Annotated in this window: 22 protein-coding genes; 13 read left to right on the forward strand and 9 right to left on the reverse strand. The window is 75.6% G+C overall.

Going from position 1 to position 17,487, the window contains the following annotated elements:
* Positions 1–8: 8 nt before the first annotated feature.
* Together GA0070558_RS29250 and GA0070558_RS29255 are read right to left on the reverse strand one after the other, a co-directional pair.
* Positions 9–401, reverse strand: coding sequence for a hypothetical protein (locus GA0070558_RS29250; RefSeq protein ID WP_052503866.1), 393 nt, complete (start codon positions 399–401; stop codon positions 9–11).
* 49 nt (positions 402–450) lie between these two features.
* Positions 451–825, reverse strand: a complete 375-nt coding sequence (locus GA0070558_RS29255) for a DsrE family protein (RefSeq protein WP_074472393.1) — start codon at positions 823–825, stop codon at positions 451–453.
* Positions 826–837: 12 nt separating this feature from the next.
* On the opposite strand from GA0070558_RS29255, the gene mtfM reads away from it, so the two are divergent.
* Together mtfM and GA0070558_RS29260 are read left to right on the forward strand one after the other, a co-directional pair.
* Positions 838–942, forward strand: a complete 105-nt coding sequence (gene mtfM / locus GA0070558_RS34920; RefSeq protein WP_043966460.1) for a small membrane protein MtfM — start codon at positions 838–840, stop codon at positions 940–942.
* A 4-nt stretch (positions 943–946) separates the two neighbouring features.
* Positions 947–1,540 carry a heme-binding beta-barrel domain-containing protein gene (locus tag GA0070558_RS29260; protein WP_077938157.1) on the forward strand — a complete coding sequence of 198 codons (594 nt, stop codon included), beginning with the start codon at positions 947–949 and terminating at the stop codon, positions 1,538–1,540.
* A 57-nt stretch (positions 1,541–1,597) separates the two neighbouring features.
* On the opposite strand, the gene GA0070558_RS29265 is transcribed toward GA0070558_RS29260, so the two are convergent.
* The gene (locus GA0070558_RS29265; protein ID WP_256092187.1) at positions 1,598–2,461 is read right to left on the reverse strand and encodes an aminotransferase class IV; all 864 of its coding nucleotides are present in this window, start codon (positions 2,459–2,461) and stop codon (positions 1,598–1,600) included.
* Between the two features lie 68 nt (positions 2,462–2,529).
* Between GA0070558_RS29265 and GA0070558_RS29270 the strand changes: the two genes are divergently transcribed.
* The 4 genes from GA0070558_RS29270 (at position 2,530) to GA0070558_RS29285 (ending at position 6,184) form a co-directional block, all read left to right on the forward strand.
* On the forward strand, positions 2,530–2,997 hold the full coding sequence (locus GA0070558_RS29270) for a Fur family transcriptional regulator (RefSeq protein ID WP_043965237.1): 468 nt from the start codon (positions 2,530–2,532) through the stop codon (positions 2,995–2,997).
* Positions 2,994–4,100, forward strand: coding sequence for a CAF17-like 4Fe-4S cluster assembly/insertion protein YgfZ (gene ygfZ, locus GA0070558_RS29275; RefSeq protein WP_091285742.1), 1,107 nt, complete (start codon positions 2,994–2,996; stop codon positions 4,098–4,100). The genes GA0070558_RS29270 and ygfZ overlap by 4 nt, the downstream gene beginning before the upstream one ends.
* Before the next feature lie 166 nt (positions 4,101–4,266).
* Positions 4,267–5,103: a beta-keto acid cleavage family enzyme gene (locus GA0070558_RS29280; RefSeq protein WP_043965239.1), complete on the forward strand. Its 837-nt coding sequence runs from the start codon at positions 4,267–4,269 to the stop codon at positions 5,101–5,103.
* Positions 5,104–5,224: 121 nt separating this feature from the next.
* A complete protein-coding gene (locus GA0070558_RS29285; protein WP_091285745.1) occupies positions 5,225–6,184 on the forward strand; it encodes an asparaginase in 960 nt (319 codons plus the stop codon).
* A 48-nt stretch (positions 6,185–6,232) separates the two neighbouring features.
* On the opposite strand, the gene GA0070558_RS29290 is transcribed toward GA0070558_RS29285, so the two are convergent.
* The 3 genes from GA0070558_RS29290 to GA0070558_RS29300 all read right to left on the reverse strand — a co-directional run bounded on the left by GA0070558_RS29290 (position 6,233) and on the right by GA0070558_RS29300 (position 9,143).
* Positions 6,233–7,630 (reverse strand): hypothetical protein, encoded by a 1,398-nt coding sequence (locus tag GA0070558_RS29290; protein WP_091285750.1) that lies wholly within the window; start codon positions 7,628–7,630, stop codon positions 6,233–6,235.
* Complete coding sequence (locus GA0070558_RS29295; protein ID WP_091285753.1) at positions 7,620–8,261, reverse strand: SigE family RNA polymerase sigma factor; 642 nt, start codon at positions 8,259–8,261, stop codon at positions 7,620–7,622. The genes GA0070558_RS29290 and GA0070558_RS29295 overlap by 11 nt, the downstream gene beginning before the upstream one ends.
* An 84-nt stretch (positions 8,262–8,345) precedes the next feature.
* Entirely contained in the window at positions 8,346–9,143 is a 798-nt protein-coding gene (locus tag GA0070558_RS29300; protein WP_091285758.1) for an alpha/beta fold hydrolase, read from the reverse strand.
* Positions 9,144–9,389: 246 nt separating this feature from the next.
* Between GA0070558_RS29300 and GA0070558_RS29305 the strand changes: the two genes are divergently transcribed.
* The 4 genes from GA0070558_RS29305 to GA0070558_RS29320 all read left to right on the forward strand — a co-directional run bounded on the left by GA0070558_RS29305 (position 9,390) and on the right by GA0070558_RS29320 (position 12,262).
* On the forward strand, positions 9,390–10,082 hold the full coding sequence (locus GA0070558_RS29305; RefSeq protein WP_091285761.1) for a helix-turn-helix domain-containing protein: 693 nt from the start codon (positions 9,390–9,392) through the stop codon (positions 10,080–10,082).
* On the forward strand, positions 10,079–10,927 hold the full coding sequence (locus GA0070558_RS29310; protein ID WP_091285764.1) for a hypothetical protein: 849 nt from the start codon (positions 10,079–10,081) through the stop codon (positions 10,925–10,927). The genes GA0070558_RS29305 and GA0070558_RS29310 overlap by 4 nt, the downstream gene beginning before the upstream one ends.
* Before the next feature lie 133 nt (positions 10,928–11,060).
* Positions 11,061–11,378, forward strand: a complete 318-nt coding sequence (locus GA0070558_RS29315; RefSeq protein WP_043965247.1) for a DUF2516 family protein — start codon at positions 11,061–11,063, stop codon at positions 11,376–11,378.
* The gene (locus GA0070558_RS29320) at positions 11,375–12,262 is read left to right on the forward strand and encodes an alpha/beta fold hydrolase (RefSeq protein ID WP_091285766.1); all 888 of its coding nucleotides are present in this window, start codon (positions 11,375–11,377) and stop codon (positions 12,260–12,262) included. Before GA0070558_RS29315 ends, GA0070558_RS29320 begins: the two co-directional genes overlap by 4 nt.
* An 18-nt stretch (positions 12,263–12,280) precedes the next feature.
* Here GA0070558_RS29320 and GA0070558_RS29325 read toward each other — a convergent pair whose 3' ends face one another.
* Positions 12,281–12,979: a nucleotidyltransferase domain-containing protein gene (locus GA0070558_RS29325; RefSeq protein WP_091285768.1), complete on the reverse strand. Its 699-nt coding sequence runs from the start codon at positions 12,977–12,979 to the stop codon at positions 12,281–12,283.
* 75 nt (positions 12,980–13,054) lie between these two features.
* Here GA0070558_RS29325 and GA0070558_RS29330 point away from each other — a divergent pair, with 75 nt between their 5' ends.
* A complete protein-coding gene (locus tag GA0070558_RS29330; protein ID WP_091285770.1) occupies positions 13,055–13,975 on the forward strand; it encodes an SDR family oxidoreductase in 921 nt (306 codons plus the stop codon).
* On the opposite strand, the gene GA0070558_RS29335 is transcribed toward GA0070558_RS29330, so the two are convergent.
* A complete protein-coding gene (locus GA0070558_RS29335; RefSeq protein WP_091285772.1) occupies positions 13,966–14,985 on the reverse strand; it encodes a helix-turn-helix transcriptional regulator in 1,020 nt (339 codons plus the stop codon). The two genes, GA0070558_RS29330 and GA0070558_RS29335, sit on opposite strands and share 10 nt — an antisense overlap.
* Positions 14,986–15,106: 121 nt before the next feature.
* On the opposite strand from GA0070558_RS29335, the gene GA0070558_RS29340 reads away from it, so the two are divergent.
* Entirely contained in the window at positions 15,107–15,919 is an 813-nt protein-coding gene (locus GA0070558_RS29340; RefSeq protein ID WP_091285774.1) for an EI24 domain-containing protein, read from the forward strand.
* A gap of 15 nt (positions 15,920–15,934) precedes the next feature.
* Here GA0070558_RS29340 and GA0070558_RS29345 read toward each other — a convergent pair whose 3' ends face one another.
* Positions 15,935–16,759 (reverse strand): GNAT family N-acetyltransferase, encoded by an 825-nt coding sequence (locus GA0070558_RS29345; protein WP_091285776.1) that lies wholly within the window; start codon positions 16,757–16,759, stop codon positions 15,935–15,937.
* Positions 16,760–16,927: 168 nt separating this feature from the next.
* Between GA0070558_RS29345 and GA0070558_RS29350 the strand changes: the two genes are divergently transcribed.
* Positions 16,928–17,467 carry a hypothetical protein gene (locus GA0070558_RS29350; RefSeq protein WP_141722357.1) on the forward strand — a complete coding sequence of 180 codons (540 nt, stop codon included), beginning with the start codon at positions 16,928–16,930 and terminating at the stop codon, positions 17,465–17,467.
* The last annotated feature ends 20 nt before the right edge of the window (positions 17,468–17,487 follow it).

Below are 17,487 nucleotides of genomic sequence, written 5' to 3' on the forward strand. Positions count from 1 at the left end.
CGGCTTCCTCACGCCGGCCGGCCGGTCTGCTCCCGGGCCACCGCCCGGGGGTCCCGGGTGCCCGGCCGGGTGGGGAAGAACCGCCGGAACGCCAGGAAGAGCACCACGTCGCCGGTGAACGTGCTCTCGTTGCGCAGCATCGACGAGATGCCGTGCGCCCGGCCGGTGACGAGCTGGTCGAACAGGTCGGCGCTGCCGAACCAGTAGGCGTCGGCCGGCCCGGTCTCCCGGGTCACCCGGGCCGAGCCGGGGGCCATCTCGACCCGCCAGTGCTCGCTGTGGTTGCCGGTGGTGATCCGGAGCTGGAGCGTGCCGCGCACCGGGCCGCGCAGGACGGCGGGGGCGCGCGCCGGCAGCGTCGCGAAGAACCGCTCCGTCGCCTCGGTCGTCGCCCCGGTCACAGGGGAGATCGTAGGCAGGGCGGGGGACGAACCGGGTGGTTATCGACACTCAGTAGACGAGTGCCCGCGCCCCCTCGGCCATCGCCTCCTCGACGAAGACCGCCGCCCCGGCGATCCGCACGCCGGGCAGCACGTCGCCGGGGCCGATGTCCCGCCGGGCCGCGCACTGGGTGCAGGCGGTCACCCGACCCGTCGTCAGGATCACGTGCAGCAGCTCGCCCAGCGGCGCGGAGTGCGGCAGCTCGAACTGCTGCGCCCGGCCGGGCAGCGCGAACCAGGTCGACTCCCCGGTCAGCCAGAGCGACACGTCCACCCCGGCGGCGGCGGCCGTGGCGGCGACGGTGAATGCCTGGGCGCACCGCTCCGGGGCGTCGGCCCCGGCGGTCGCCTTGACGACGAGAGAGCGGGCCATGGGGCCCAGCATAGGATGACCGGGATGGTTACCGAGATCGGGTTCGTCAGCCTGCTGGTCGCCGGCCTGGGCGCGCTCGCCGGTGGCCTGGTCTACGTTGCCGTACGCATCTCGAGAGGACGTTGGTGACCTGGTGAGCGACGAGAACCCCCTCCAGCCGCCGTGGCTGAACGCGCCCCCGGTCGAGGAGTACCCGTACGAGGAGAGCCACGATCTGCGCGTCGGCCCGAAGCTGCACCCGACGCTGGACGGCCTGCTGCCGTACGTCGGGGTGTGGCGCGGCCGGGGCCGGGGCGGCTACCCGACGATCGAGGACTTCGACTTCGCCCAGGAGATCCGGATCAGCCACGACGGCCGGCCGTTCCTGCACTACGAGTCGCGGGCGTGGATCCTCGACGAGCAGAGCCGGCCGGTGCGCCCCGGCGGCCGGGAGATCGGCTGGTGGCGACCGGTGCTCGACGGCGACGGCCGGGCCACCGACGAGCTGGAGGCCCTCATGTCCGTGCCGACGGGCGTGATGGAGCTGCACATCGGCAAGCGCAAGGGCACCCAGGTCGAGTTCGTCACCGACGCCGTGGTGCGCACCGCCACGGCCAAGGAGGTCACCGCCGGCCACCGCCTCTTCGGCATCGTCGAGGGCGCCCTGCTCTACGCGCAGGACATGGCCGCCGTGGGCCACTCCCTGACCCCGCACCTGTCGGCCCGCCTGATCCGCGTCGCCGGCTGACCCGCGCCGCCGGCCCGGCCCCCGGGCCCGGCCTCCCGGCCCCGCCGCCCCGCGCCCTCAGCGGGGGTGGGCCAGCAGGGCCTGGGCGGCCTCGGTGAGCTCCGGGCGCGGCAGGCGGGCCCCGTCCAGGGTGTGCACCGGGGCCAGGCCGCGCAGGGACGAGGTGAACCAGACCCCGTCGGCGGCGCGCAGCCCGGCCGGAGTGACCATGCGCTCCTCGGCGGTCAGGCCCAGGTCGGCGGCGTGGTCCAGCAGCCAGGCGGCGGTCACCCCGGGCAGGATGCCGGTGGCGGCGGCCGGCACCGTGCACAGGGTGCGCCCCACCACCCAGACGACGTTCGCGGTCGGCCCCTCCAGGGCGTAGCCGTCGGTGGAGACCCACAGCACGTCGTCCACGCCGTGCCCGGCGGCCCAGCGGCGGGCGGCGGCGCTCACCGCGTACGACGTCGACTTGATCCCGACCGGGAGCCAGCCCAGGGCGGGGCGGGCGGTGGCGGCCACGCCCAGCGGCAGGGTCGCCACGGAGATCCCTTCGAGCCGGGCCCGCCGGGCGGCGGCCGGCACCCCGGCGAGAGTGGCGTGCGCCGACGGCGGCCCGCCGCCCTCCGGCCCCCGCGTGCAGACCAGCCGCAGCGCGCCCTCCGCGTCGACCGGCCAGCCCGCGCAGACCTCCTCCAGCAGCTCGACCAGCACCCCGGCCGGCGGCAGCGGCAGGTCGATCCGGGCGGCCCCCCGCGCCAGCCGGGCCAGGTGCTCGTCGCGCAGCCAGGGCCGCCCGCCGCGTACGTGCATGGTCTCGAAGAGCCCGTCGCCCTGGAGCGCGCCCAGGTCGTCGCCGCGCAGCACCGGCTCACCGGCCGGCACGACGCCCCGCCCCAGCACCGCGACCCGCGCGTCCGCCCCGCTGCCCGCCTCCGCCACGATCGGTGAGCCTAGTCGCGTACCCCGTGGCGGCCGACGCTTCGCGGCGGCCGAACTATGATCGGACGGTGTCCGAGTCATCCCTCGCGGAAGTGCTCCGCGCCCGTGGGCTGCGGCTGACGGCGCAGCGGCAGCTGATCCTCCAGGCGGTGCTGGATCTTGGGCACGCCACACCGGAGCAGGTGCACACCGCCGTCCGCGAGGTCGCCGCCGGGGTCAACATCACCACCATCTACCGCACGCTGGAGCTGCTGGAACGCCTCGGCCTGGTGACCCACACCCACCTGTCGCACGGCTCACCCACCTACCACGCGGCCGGCGAGCACCAGCACGTCCACCTCGTCTGCCGGGAGTGCGGCGCGATCGACGAGATCGACCCGGGGCTGCTCGGGCCGCTGGCCGACCGGCTGGTCGCCGAGCGCGGGTTCCGGGTGGACATCGGGCACGTGGCGCTGTTCGGCGTCTGCGGCCGGTGCGGGGAGGACCCCGCGGACGAGGGCGTGCCGGGCCGGAGCGAGGACGGGGAGCAGAAATGATCGACATCGCGGGTGCGGTGACCACCGACGCCATCGACGAGGAGACCCGGGACCAGCCGGAGCCGGCGCACCGGGCGGCCGGGGTGCTGTCCGTCGCCGCCCACTACGGCGACCCGCTGCGGGAGCAGCGCGTCCTCGACACCGCCGTCGGCCTCGTCGACCGGTCGCACCGGGGCGTCGTCGCCGTGCCCGGCGAGGAGCGCATCGGCTGGCTGCACACCCTCACCACCCAGCACCTGGCCGCGCTGGCCCCCGGCGAGGGCACCGAGCTGCTGGTGCTCTCCCCGCACGGCCACGTCGAGCAGCACGCCATGGTCGCCGAGGACGGCGACACCACCTGGCTCGACACGGAGCCCGGCGCCACCGGGGGCCTGCTGACCTACCTGGAGAAGATGCGGTTCTTCAGCAAGGTCGAGCCCCGCGACGCCACCGCCGAGCACGCCCTGCTCTCGCTGGTGGGGCCGGAGGCGACCGGGGCGCTCGCCACGCTGGGCGTGACCGGGCTGGCCGCGCCCGACGCCGTCGCGGTGCCCGGCCCGAAGTTCCGCGCCGGCGAGCTGCCGCCCCGGCCCACCGTCCGGTACGCGGTCGCGCCGCTGCCCGGCGGCGGGTGGGCCCGGCGGGGGCCGCTGGGCGTGGACCTGCTGGTGCCCCGCCCCGCCATGGACCGGGTCGTCGCCGAGCTGCGCGCGGCCGGGGTGCCGCCGGTGGGGCTGTGGGCGTACGAGGCGATCCGGGTGGCCGCCCGGCGGGCCCGGGTCGGGGTGGACACCGACCACCGGACCATCCCGGCCGAGGTGGACCTGGTCGCCCCGGCGGTGCACCTGGACAAGGGCTGCTACCGGGGCCAGGAGACGGTGGCCCGGGTGCACAACATGGGGCGGCCGCCGCGTCGCCTCGTACTGCTGCACCTGGACGGGGTGACCACCGACCGGCTGCCGGCCGCCGGCACGCCGGTGACCCTCGACGGCCGGGCGGTCGGCTTCGTCGGCACGGCGGTGCTCCACCACGAGCTGGGCCAGGTCGCGCTGGCGGTGCTGAAGCGCAACGTCCCCGACGACGCCCGCCTGCTCGTCGGCGACTCAGCCGCCGCCATCGAGTAAGGAAGGGCCCCCTGTTAACGCTTTCTGTATAGGAAGGGCCCCCTCCTAACACCGCAGGCGGCGCGCAGGCGGTGCGTGGCGCGGTGGCCGGCTGGCGGACGGGCGCGTCCGCTGTGGGAGCGCGCGCCGTCGACCGGGCCCCGGCGGGGCGTCTAGGATCGCCGGCATGACGACAGGGACGTTGATCACGGTTGCCCCCACCGGCGCGGAGTCGGCCAAGGCGGAGGTCCCGGCGCTGCCGGTGACCCTCGACGAGCTGCTGCTGACCGCCAAGGAGTGCGAGGCGCTCGGCGCCGCCGTGATCCACGTCCACATCCGCGACGACGAGGCCCGGCCCACGCTCGACCAGGGGCGACTGCGGGAGACCGTCGCGGCGCTGCGCGAGGGCACCGACCTGATCGTGCAGCTCTCCACCGGCGGCGCGGTGACCGACCCGGAGGCCGACCGGCTGGCCGTGCTCGACGCCGGGCCGGACATGGCGTCCTGCACCATGGGCACGCTCAACTTCGGCGACGACGTCTTCCTCAACCGCTGGGAGTTCATTGTCGACCTGCACACCCGCATGCAGGAGCGCGGCATCGTGCCCGAGTACGAGATCTTCGACCTCGGCCATCTGACCGCCCTGCAGCGGCTCCTCGGCAAGCACGGGCTGCCGCACGGCGGGCACGTGCACGTCGACTTCGTGATGGGCGTGCCGGGCGGCATGCCGGGCACCACGGCGACGCTGGCCGCCGCCCACCAGGCGCTGCGCGACCTGCCGGAGGGCACCACGTTCTCGGCCACCGGCATCGGGCGCAGCACCATCCCGGTGCTGCTGGCCTCCCTGTCGGCGGGCGGGCACCTGCGGGTCGGCATGGAGGACACGGTGACGTACGCGAAGGGCCGGCCGGTCGAGTCGAACATGCAGCTCGTGGCGCGGGCGGTGGGCTTCGCCCAGCTCGCGCAGCGCCCGCCGCTGACCACCACCGAGGCCCGCGAGCTGCTCGGCGTCGCGCCCCGCTAGGTCCCGGTCGGGTGGCGCGCGCCGGTAAGCCCCGTCCGTGCCGTCGCCCCTGTCGCGGCTGGGATGACTGCGCTGGTCACCCGCGTTTCGCCGCCCGCCGACCCCTCGGTACCGTCCACCCGTGAGCAAGACGTACTCCGGTGGCGTGCCGCTGGCCGAGGTGGTCCGTTCCGGGTTCGTGGAGGGGCTGCACCGCGGCTCGGTGGTGGTGCTCGACGCGGCCGGCGCGACGGTCGCCGCCGCCGGTGACGTGGGGTCACCGGTCTTCCCCCGCTCGGCCAGCAAGCCGATGCAGGCGGTCGGCATGCTCCGCGCCGGGCTGCCGCTGACCGACCCGGCCGACGTGGCGATCGTGTCGGCCAGTCACGCCGGGGAGGAGTTCCACGTGGCCCGGGTCGGCGCGCTGCTGGCCGGTGCCGGGCTGGACGAGTCCGACCTGGGCTGCCCGCCCGACCTGCCGATGGGCGAGCTGGCCCGGGAGGCGGTGCTGCGCGCGGGCGGCGGGCCGACCCGGGGCCGGATGAACTGCTCCGGCAAGCACACCGGCATGCTGCTCACCTGCCTGGCCGCCGGCTGGCCCCGGGCGGGCTACCGGCAGCCGGAGCACCCGTTGCAGCTCGCGCTGCGAGCAGCCGTCGAGGAGTGCACCGGGGAGCCGGTGGCGGCGGTCGGCGTCGACGGCTGCGGCGCGCCGGTGCTGGCCGTGTCGCTGACCGGGCTGGCCCGCGCGTACCTGCGGCTGGTCTCCGCCGTGCCGGGCTCGCCGGAGCGGACCGTGGCGGACGCCATGCGGGCGCACCCGGAGCTGGTCGGCGGCACCTGGGCCGAGGACAGCCGGCTGATGCGCGGCCTGCCCGGCGCGGTCGCGAAGATCGGCGCGGAGGGGGTGATCGCCGCCGCGCTGCCCGGCGTCGGCGCGGTCGCCCTGAAGATCGATGACGGGGCGACGCGGGCCCGGATGCCGGTCCTGGTCTCCGCGCTGCGCCGGCTGGGCGTCCGGGCACCCGTGCTCGACGAGTACGCCGAGCTGCCGCTGCTCGGCGGCGGGATCCCGGTCGGGGCGGTCCGCCCGGTCTGGTGACGCGGCAGGGCCTCGGGGCCGAACCAGCGCGTCACCAGGCCCCGCTCGTCACCAGGCCCACACGGTCGGCTCGCCGAACTGGTCGGAGCTGGTGCCGAGGTTCGGCGTGGCCCCGGTCAGCAGGAGCCGGCCGGCCGCGTCGAAGACCTTCGCCCCGACCACCTGGCGAGGGTCGACGCGCAGCGCGCCGGCCCCGGCAGCCAGCTGACCGTCGGCGATCGTCCGCCCGCTCTTGTCGAGCAGCTCGACGCGCGTTGCCGTTTCCGGCCCGACGACCAGCACCCCGGCCGTCTCTCCCGGCACCGGGACGACGGTCAGGTCGGGGCGGCCGACGGCGGTCCGATAGCCGGTCGGTGCGCTCGCCTCCCGTGGCGGCTGCGGCCCTGCGGCGATCTTCAGCAACGCGGCGCAGCCGCCGTCGGTCGAGCAGGAGTTCACCAGCACGGCCTCCGGGGCGGCGGAGACCCAGTCGGGCAGCCGCCCGCCCCAGACCACCTTCGGAGCCGGTCCGGTGAGCCCCTGGCCTTCGGCCAGCTCGCGCAGGTCGCGCACGGCGACAGCGGCGAGCGCGGCGTCCACCGAGCCGCGCGCGCCGGCGGTGGAGACCGGTGCCGCCGCCTTCGTCGACAGGACCACCCCCGGCCCGCCACCCGCCGGACCGGAGTAGCGCACCACGCCCTGGCAGGTGAAGCGCCACCGCTCGGTCACCGGGCCCGCCCCGCCGACTGCGAGGCCGTCGGTGCTCGCCACCTGCCAGCTGCGGGCGATCGAGCCGTCCGGCTGGAGCCGGCCGTCGCCGGAGGTCTCGACGAGGCACCCGGCCGGGGCGAGCCCGACCGTGACGTCGGCGACGTGCCCGCCGTCCGTCGGTGAGAGTCGGCTGAGGAAGGCGTACGGCTCCAGGGGCAGCGGCGCGTCCGGGGTGCCGGTCTTGCTCAACAGGTCCGGCACGGACGCCCCGACCTGCGCGATCGCGGAGCGGAGCAACGCGTGCGAGTCGCCGAGGAAGGCCACCACCACGATCCGGCCGCCCGGTGCGTCGTGGGCCAGCAGCACCTTCACCTCGCCCAGCGCCGGGTCGACCAGCAACCGGGCGCGGGCCGTCCGGTACTGCCGTTGGATGTCCGCGATCAGCGCCCCGTCACCGGCGAGGTTGCCCCGGGTCGGCGAGTCCAGCAGCTGCCGCACCAGCGGCGTCTCGATCCGGCTCGCCGGCTGGTAGGTCCCGGTGGCAGGCGGCGACGATGCCACGCCGGTGACGAGCCGGCCGGCCGCACCGAAGGCCGGCAGCGCCAGCGCCGCCGCCGTCAGGCCGGCCACGCCCGCCACCGTGATGCGTCGCTGCCGGCGTCGGCGGACCCGGACCAGCAACCGCTGGTACGGGTCGGGGCTGGGCATCACCGGCTCGGCGAGCCGGGTCAACGCGTGCCTGATCTCATCGGCCATCGTGCACACCTCTTCCTCTCGTCGTGACCGGCGACGCGTCCGACGGTGGCGGGTTGTCGGACGACGGCGCCGGGATGTCGGACGACGGTGCCGGGGTGTCGGACGACGGCTCCCGGGCAGGTGACGAGGGCGACCCGGCTGGCGAGGCCGGCAGTACCGCGCGCAGCCGGGCGAGCCCACGGGACGCCTGGCTCTTCACCGTGCCGACCGAGCAACGGAGCGCCTCGGCGATCTGCGCCTCGGGGAGGTCCTCCCAGTAGCGCAGCACCAGCACGGCCCGCATGCGGGGCGGGAGGCCGAGCAACGCGGTGAGCACCTCGTCGCGCAGCACGACGTCGTCCGCGACGTCCGGGCCCCGGCTCTGGCCGGCGTGCAACCGCCAGGCGCCGGTCACCCCGGCCAGGAACTCCCGGGAACCGAACCGGTGCCACAGGCTGACCCGTTCGTTGACCATGATCCGGCGAACGTAGGCGACGGGGTTGTCGACGTGCCGCCAGCGGCGCATCACCCGTATCAGCGCGCTCTGCACCAGGTCCTCGGCCGCGTGCCGCGAACCGGTCAGCAGGTACGCGGTCCGCAGCAGATCCGCGTACCGGATCTCGACGAACTCGCGGAAGCTGTCCTCCGTCACCTGCGATCTCCAGTCCTGCCCGGCGTCACCGTCGAGAGGAAGACCCGGGGCGGGCAGGAAAGGTTGACCGGGGTCGGGACCGATCTACCGCAGGAAGTCCAGCAGCGCGCCGTTGACGGCGTCCGGGCGTTCCAGGGGGAGCAGGTGCCCGGCGTCCGGTACGTCCGGCAGCCGCACCGCGCCCGGCACCTCGGCGGCGATCCGGTCGGCGAGCCGGCCGATGTCCGGCACGTCGGCGGCCCCGGCGGCCACCAGCACCGGTACGCGCAGCTCGCCGAGCCGCTCGATCGCGGGCGGGTCGAGTTCGTCCACCTCGACGGCGCTCAGCGCCAGCTCGGCCGCGAGGGCCCGGCGGTCCATCTCCTCGGCGAACCGGATCAGCTCCGGGTCGACGTCTTCGGGGCGGCGGCCCGGGCCGACCACCCAGAACCGCACCTCGCCGGCCGCCGTGGCCGCGAAGTCCTCGGGGTCGGTTTCGCCCACCAGGTCGTCCCAGAGGTCGTTGGCCTCGTCGGACCACTCGCTGCCGCTGACGGCCGTGCCGAACAGGGCGAGTGCGCCGACCCGATCCGGGTATGCGAGAGCGGTGTCGATCGCCACGGCCCCGCCGAAGGAGCACCCGACGAGGGCGGCCCGGGGCAGTTCCAGGGCGTCCAGGAGGCCGACCACGTCGTCGTGGTGGGCGAACGGGTCGGTGGGCAGTTCGGAGTCGCCGTAGCCGCGCAGGTCGACGGCGATCACGCGGTGCCGGGCGGCCAGGGCTTGCACCTGTCCGCGCCACATGCGCCGGTCGGCGATGCCGGCGTGCAGCATGAGCACGGGCGTTCCGTCACCCGTGTCGTCGTACGCGAGATTCGCGCCGTTGATCTCGATCTTCGTCACCCCGGGGAAGGTACGGACCGGACGCACGACGCGCAACAGATTCAAGCCGGGCGGCGCTGACCAGGGGCGGCGGGCCGGGTTGATCGACTTCATGTCGGGGACATGGGGGTATCCCGTCCCGTTGATACCCCCATCCGCCCGGCATCCCGTCCCGCGACGACAGCGTGCCCGGCCCGGCGTGAGACCTCGCTAACTCGGGTTAGCGTTTTGCTTGCAGCAGCTAGCAGGGTCGGTTAGCGTGGGGTCATGGCCACTCCCAAGGACCTACCTGACGTCGGCGGGTTCATCCGTGACCTGCGGCGCAACGCCAAGATCTCGCTGCGGCAGCTCGCCGAGCAGGCGGGCGTCAGCAACCCGTACCTCAGCCAGATCGAGCGCGGCCTGCGCAAGCCCAGCGCCGAGGTGCTCCAGCAGCTCGCCAGCGCGCTGCGGGTCTCCACCCCGGCGATGTACCTGCGGGCCGGCCTGCTCGACGACAAGGAGGGGCAGGGCGTGCTCGCCGCCATCGCGGTCGACCCCGATCTCACGATGGCGCAGAAGCAGTCCCTGACCCAGATCTACGAGACGTTCCGGCGGGAGAACAGCCGGCTCGCCGAGGCGGAGGCCGCCACCGAGGCGGCCGAGGCCGCCACCGAAGCCGCCCAGGCGGGCTCGGGTGCCGGCCTGGCCGCCACGGCCGCCGCTCCGTCCGCGCCGGGCACCGCCCCGGAGGCCCCGGGCACCGCCCCGGAGGCCCCGGGCACGGCCACGCCGGCCGCGACCGGGCCCACCACGCCGGAGGGCACCCCGACCGAGGCGGTCCTGGAGTCGGTCGCCGTCACCGAGGCCGGCCCGGCACCCGCCCCGCCCAGCAGCACGCCCGCGAGGAAGGCCGCCGAGAGGGCGACCGCCGTCGAGACCGAGCAGACCGCCGCCGCGGTCGAGGAGGAGAAGTCATGACCCAGCCGAAGACCCACCGCATCCCGGCCCCGCTCTACGCCGCCGCCGGCGCCGGCGACCTGGCCCTGGAGCAGCTGCGCAAGCTGCCCACGGTGGTCACCGACCTGAGTGGCAAGGTCGCCGCCGACCTCGGCGGCAAGGCCGTCGTGACCGGCTTCGAGCTGCGCCAGAAGGCCACCGAGACCCTGCGTACGGCCAACCAGACCGCCGCCGAGCTGCGTGGCCGGTCCGTCCCGGCCGAGCTGAACCGGCTGCGCGAGGCCGCCGACGTCAACCGGCTGCGCGAGGTCGCCGACCTGAACCGGCTGCGCGAGGCCGCCGACGTCAACCGCCTGCGCGAACTGACCGACCTCGACCGGCTGCGCGGGCTGGCCGCCCGCAACGCGGCCGTCGTCGTCGCCGGCGCGCAGGCCGCCCAGGAGCGGGCCCTCGCCGCGTACGCCGAGCTGGTCGCCCGTGGCGAGCGGGTAGTCGGTGCCGGCGTGCTGGAGGCCGCCGACACGGTCAACGCCGACATCGCGGCGACCGAGGCCGAGCTGAACCCGGCCCCGGCCGCGCCCGCCGCGCCCGCCCCGGCGGCGAAGGCCGACGTCCCGGCCCCGGCGGCGAAGGCCGACGTCCCGACCCCGGCCGACGTGGCCGAGGTCGTCGAGGCCAAGCCGGCCGCCGCCCGGACCCCGCGCACCCGCGCGACCAAGGCGACCACGGCCAAGGCCACCGCGAAGACCGCTGCCAAGGGCGGCCCCAAGGCCAAGGCCGCCGACAGCCCGGCCCCGGAGGCCGCCGACACCCCGTCGGCCAAGCTGCCCAAGGCCACCCGGCGGACCCGCCCGGCCGCCGAGTAGCGCAGCGACCCCGTTCGGCCCCGCCGCCGCCCCGCGGCAGCAGCCGCCCGGCGGCTTGCCGGAGCGAGACGCCGCACGACCCCGGAGACGTCCTGGCGGACGGATCCGGGGTCGTCGGCATAAGCTTGCCGGCATGGCCATCGCCGCGCCGATCTTCGCTTTCCAGGTCCAGTATTGGATCACCATGCTGCTGCTGGTGTTCGCCCTCGTCATCGAGGGGGTGGCGCTCGTGCACGCGATCACCCAGCGCGGCGAGGGCTTCGCCGCGATCGGCACCCTGCCCAAGGGCGGGTGGATCGCCATCCTCGCGGTGTGCCTGGTGCTCACGCTGCTGACCAACAACGTGCTGAACATCTTCGGCCTGATCGGCATCGCCGCCGCCCTGATCTATCTGCTGGACGTCCGGGTCGGGCTGCGTGACCTGCACGACGGCCGGGGATCCTCCTGGTGAGAGGGTTCCGCTGGCCACCGCCACCGGACGGCGGGCCACGGACCTGGGGCCCCGGCCCAGGCGCCCCGCGTACGGGCCGGCCGGCCCTGCCCGAGCCGGAGACGGAGCTGGTCGCCACCCCGCACGGGGTGCGCCTCGAACAGCTCGTCACCGGCGTCGGAGACCCGGTCACCGTGTTCGCGCACGGGCTGGGCAACGGCATCGCCACCACCCGGCCCTTCGGCAGCGGCGTCGCCGGCCGCAAGGTCTTCTTCCAGTTCCGGGGGCACGGCCGTTCCGAGGCGCCGCCCGGGCAGTGGAGCTATCTCGACCTCGCCCGGGACCTGCGGGCCGTCGCCGACCTCGGCAACGCCACCCGCGCGTTCGGCGCGAGCCTCGGCGCGGGCGCGCTGTGCCGGCTGCTCGCCGAGAGCCCGGAGCGCTTCGACCGGCTGGTCTTCTTCCTCCCGGCGGCGCTCGACCGGCCCCGCACCCCGGCCGCCCGGAGCCGGATCACCGACCTGATCGAGGCGGTGGAGAGCGGCGACGCCTCCGCCGTCGCCGACGTCGTCTCGGCCGAGCTGCCGCCCGCCGTGCGCAACACGCCCGCCGGGTGGGCATACCTTCGGCAGCGGCTCGACCACCTGCTGCGCGACGGCCTCGCGGCGGGCCTCGCCGACCTGCCCGACCAGGCCCCGCTCGGCGACCGGGCGCAGCTGGCCGCGGTGGCCGCCCCGGCCCTCGTGCTCGCCTGCGCGGGCGACGACCTGCACCCGGTCGAGGTCGCCGAGCAGCTCGCGGCCGCCCTGCCCCGGGCCACCCTCCACGTGTACGACCGCCCGGGCGTGCTCTGGTCGGAGCGCGCCGACCTGCGGGAGCGGATCTCGGGGTTCCTCAACGGGTGACGCCGGCCGCCGCAGGCGTCACCCGGGGCAGGCCCCGGCCGGCGGCAGGTGGGCGACGCGCACGTCGAGCAGCCAACGCTCCACCGTGGCCTCGTCGGGCCGCTGCGGCAGCGGCGTACGCGTCGTGTCGAAGTCGCGTTCCGCCTCGGCGAGCAGGCCCCGCGCCTCCGCCAGTTCCCCGCCGGCCACCCGCTCCCCGAACGCCCGGAACCGCTCCGGGTCGGCCAGGCGGATCTCCAGCACGCCGGTGGCGTAGAGCAGCCGGCCCTGGTGCACCAGCCGGGCCAGGTGCCGGGCGTGCTTCGCGGTCCGCCGCCGCGTGTCGGCCGAGAACGTCCCGTCGCCCCGGGACGCGAGCTTGCGGAACTGCTGCGCGGCGTACCCGAGGTAGGCGTCGCGGACCCGGGGCGCGCTGAGGAACGCCGACCGGATGCCGATCAGCCGGTCGCCGAGCGCGGTGCGCGTCTCGTAGCAGTCGTCGGGCAGCCACATCAGCTCGGTGGCGGTCGGGTTGCCGCCCAGCGCCAGCCGGGCGTACTTGCCGGCCTCGTGCAGGGTGACGTCCGGCTCGGTGGTGACCACCGACTCGCGGGGCGGGTGCAGGCCGTGGAAGGCGACGGTCGGCGCGGCGAACACCCCGATCCGGTCGACGTCGGAGCCGGGCCGGGCCAGCCCGTACGCCACCGAGCCGACGATCCCGGAGAGCAGCAGGCGCATGCGCCGAGCATGACGCAGGACACCCGTTCGCGAAACCGGACTTCGGCTGTCAGGTATTGCTGTCAGGGTCGACGCATGACGACAAAACCCCTGACCGGGACGGTCGCGCTGGTTGCCGGGGCGACACGGGGCGCCGGCCGGCAGATCGCGATCCAGCTCGGCGCGGCCGGGGCGACGGTGTACGCCACCGGCCGCAGCAGCCGCACCGCCGGCCGCTCCGAACTGGACCGGCCGGAGACCATCGAGGAGACCGCCGAGCTGGTCACGGCCGCCGGCGGCACCGGCATCGCCGCCCGGGTCGACCACCTCGTGCCCGAGCAGGTGCGCGACCTGGTCGCCCGCATCGACGCCGAGCAGGGCCGGCTCGACGTGCTGGTCAACGACGTGTGGGGCGCCGACCCCCTGATCACCTGGGAGAAGCCCGTCTGGGAACAGCCCCTCGATGCCGGCTTCCGCACCCTGCGGCTCGCGGTCGACACCCACGTCATCACCAGCCACTTCGCCCTGCCGCTGCTGATCCGCCGCCCCGGCGGGCTGGTGGTGGAGATCGGCGACGGGACCCGGGAGTACAACGACGCCCACTACCGGCTGTCGGTCTTCTACGACCTCGCCAAGACCTGCGTGAACCGGCTCGCCTTCACCCAGGCGCACGAGCTGGAGCCGCACGGCGGCACCGCCGTCGCGCTCTCGCCCGGCTGGATCCGCTCCGAGTTCATGCTGGAGCACTTCGGGGTCACCGAGGCCAACTGGCGCGACGGGGCGGCGAAGGACCCGCACTTCCTCATCTCGGAGACCCCGGCGTTCGTCGGGCGGGCCGTCGCCGCGCTGGCCGCCGACCCCGACCGGGCCCGCTGGAACGGCAGGTCGACCTCCGCCGGCGAACTGAGCCGCGTGTACGGCTTCACCGACCTCGACGGCAGCCAACCGGACGGCTTCCGCTACATCACCGAGGTCGTGCACGGCGGCAAGCAAGCTGCCGCGGCCGACTACCGCTGACCGTCGCCCGTCCGCTCGTGGCCCTCCCGTCCGCCGCCCGGCCCGCCGTACAACTCGGCGAGCCGGGCGGCGGCAGCGGCCACCCGCCCCCGCAGCTCCGGCGGATCCAGCACCTCCACCTCCGGCCCGAGCCGCAGCACCAGGTCGTACGCGACATCCACGGACTCGATCGGCAGCCAGGTGACCACCCAGCCGTCGCCGTCGGGCGCACCGGCGGCGGCCGTCGCCTCCGCGTACCCGAAGGGGGTCTCCGGGGCGCTGCGGAGCGCGCGCAGGCCGGCGGGGCTCAGCCGGACGCGGACCCGGGTCCGCTGCATGCTCCGCAGGAACGCCTCGGCCTGCTCGCCCCAGTAGCCGCCGAGGTCGAAGCCCTCGTCGCGGTCGAACGCCTCTCCGCCCGGGGTAACGTCGACCACCCGGTCGGCCCGGTACGTGCGCGTGCCGTCGCCGACGCGGGCGACCAGATACCAGGTCCCGCTCTTGAGCACGAGCCCGTACGGCTCGACCCGCCGGACGACCTCGCCGTCGCCGCGCCGGTAGCGCAGCTCGACGACCCGGTCGGCCCACACCGCGCGGGCCAGCTCTGCCAGCCGGGGCGGCGGCGACGCGTCGCGGAACCAGCCCGGCACGTCCAGGTGGAACCGCTGCCCGGCGCGGGCGGGGGCGTCGCGCAGCGCGGGCGGCAGCGCGGCCAGCACCTTCAGCTCGGCCGAGGCGACCGCGTCGGCCAGCCCCATGTCGCCCGCCGGGCCGGGCAGCCCGGTGAGGAACAGCGCCTCCGCCTCGTCCCGGGTGAGCCCGGTCAGCCGGGTCCGGTAGCCACCGAGCAGGCGGTAGCCGCCGGCCCGGCCCCGGTCGGCGTAGACGGGCACCCCGGCGGCCGACAGCGCCAGCACGTCCCGGTAGACCGTCCGCTCGGAGACCTCCAGCTCGCGGGCCAGCTCGGCCGCCGTCATCGCCCCCCGCGCCTGAAGCAGCAGCACCACCGAGATCAACCGCGAGGCCCGCACCCACCCATTGTGTAAGGAAGGGCCCCCTGTTAACGCCTGCGGTATAGAAGGGAACCCTTCTCACCCCGCCCCGCGTTGCTCGGCGGGCCGGGCGGGACGGGCGCCGATAGGCTCAGCGGTCGTGAACGTACCCAGCATCACCGCGCCGGTGACCGGTGCCGTCGGCCGATTCTTCTCCGGGGTCGGGCTGCTCCTGCGCGGCATCGGCCTGTACGTCCGCAGCCCCGGCCTGATGCTGCTCGGCATCGTGCCGGCGCTGATCTCCGGAACCCTCTTCGTGGCCGCCTTCGCCACCCTCGTCTACTTCGTGGACGACCTGGCCGCGCTGGTCACCCCGTTCGCCGACGACTGGTCCGGCACCGCCCGCAGCCTCGTCCGGGTCGTCGCCGGCCTGGCCTTCCTCGGGGTCGGCGGGCTGCTCGCGGTGCTCACCTTCACGGCCGTGACCCTGGCCATCGGCGACCCGTTCTACGAGAAGATCTCCGAGCGGGTGGAGGAGCGTTACGGCGGCACGCCCGGCGCGGTGGAGGCGCCGTTCTGGGCGTCGCTGCGCCGCAGCATCGTCGACTCGCTGCGGCTGGTCGCGATCTCCGTACTCGTCGGCATTCCGCTCTTCGCGGCCGGCTTCATCCCGGTGGTCGGCCAGACCGTCGTGCCGGTGATCGGGGCGGCCGTGGGCGGCTGGTTCCTCGCGCTGGAGCTGGCGGGGACCCCGTTCTACCGGCGCGGCATGCGGCTGCCCGACCGCCGGACGCTGCTGAAGGCCGACCGGCCGACGACGCTGGGCTTCGGGGTGGCCGTCTTCGTGTGCTTCCTGATCCCGCTCGGCGCGGTGCTGGTCATGCCGGCGGCGGTGGCCGGCGCGACCCTGCTCACCCGCCGTGCGATGGGCCAGTCCATCGAGCCGCCGGGCCGCCCGGTGCAGGAGCGGTGACGGGGAGGTCGACCATCAGCCCAGCTCGCGGAGGCAGGACCACTGGCTGGTCACCGGCCGGGCCAGCCCGCGCCCCCGGTGCCCCGGCACGGTGCCGGTGTAGTCCGACCACATTCGGTCGCCGTCCCGCTTGACCAGGCTGAACGCGACCACCCCCTCGTCGGCTGCCTCCTCGCCGGCCCCCTTCCCGTCGGCTACGGCCACCGTGCTGGCCTGCCGGTCCAGCCCGAGGTTGTCCCAGATCTCGTACCGGAAGCTCTGGTAGCTCATCGCGTCCACCGGCACGTCGCCCGGCTCATCGACGGCCGCCGCGCGGACCGCCGGGTACAGCTCATCGGGCCCGACGTCGGCCAACGGCAGCAGGCGTACGCCAGGTGCGGCGGGTGGCGGCGGCGGGACGGACCGCAGCTCCAGCGCCGAGTAGCGCAGCTCCCGGCCCGGGGTGAAGCCGTGCCGGCGGGCGAAGGGCAGCGCCTCGTCCAGCGCCCAGGCACGCACCCGGCGGATCCCGAGCGGGGCGAGATGGTCGAGTGCGGCGGTCAGCAGCGCGGAGCCGAGGCCCCGCCCCCGGTGGTCTGGGTGGACGTGCAGCAGCGAGACGCAGCCGAACCCGTCCGTGGACGTCCGGCCCTCGCGGTAGGCCGACACCCAGCCGACCACGGCGCGGTCGACGTCGGCCACGAAAGCCGTCCAGTGCTCGCCGGGCGAGGGCTCGGCGATCATCTTCCGGGTCGAGGCCACACCCCGCACGATGTACGGGTGGACAAGCGCCCGTAGGGCCACCACGTCGGGGGCGTCGTCCGGCCGGGCGACGCGCACCGGCGCCGGGGGATCGCTCATCCGCGTGACGCTAGCCCGCCCCCGACCCCGCCGCCACGCGATAACCGCCCCGCCACGCGCTCACGCGCCCGCCGGAGGCGGTGAGAAGGGAACCCCTCTCTACCGTATGCGTTAACAAGGGGCCCCTCCTTGCGCCTATCCTGAAACGGACGAAAGGTTCGATAGGGGATGCCTCGCGTGCGGGTCGGCCGGTTCAGGTCCGCGGTCTCTGCGACCACGGCCTGCCTGCTGGTGCTCGGGGCCGCGGGCCTGCCCCGGCGCGAGGTCCGGACCGACCCGTCGACCGCCCGGCCGTCCGCGCTGCCGGTGCCGCCCGCGCCCCTGCCCGGTCCACGCACGACGATCCGGCTGGACCCGGCCGACGCGCCGGTCCGGGCGGCCGGGCGCGGGCCGGCGTGCGCCGCGGGCCTGGGCGGCGGGCCCTATCCGGACGAGGACGTGTGGGTGTTCGGCCTGGCGGCCGGCGGGGTCGGGGCCCGGTTCGTCGCGGTCACGCCCGAGTTCGTCGCCCCGAACCGGGAACGCGTCGCCCTCACCGTGCCCACCGAGGGCGGCGCGCTGACCGTGGACGACGCCGGGGCCAGCGCGGCCTGGCTGCGCCTGCCCGCCGGCTGGACCCTGACGGGCGGCTCGGCGGCGATCGCCGGGGACGCCGGCTCCTTCGCGCTCACGGCGGTCTGCCCGGCGTCCGGGGCACCGTCGTCCTGAGCGGCCCGCCCGGCGGAGCG

Source organism: Micromonospora haikouensis, from assembly GCF_900091595.1.
In the GTDB taxonomy this organism is placed as follows: Bacteria; Actinomycetota; Actinomycetes; order Mycobacteriales; family Micromonosporaceae; genus Micromonospora; species Micromonospora haikouensis.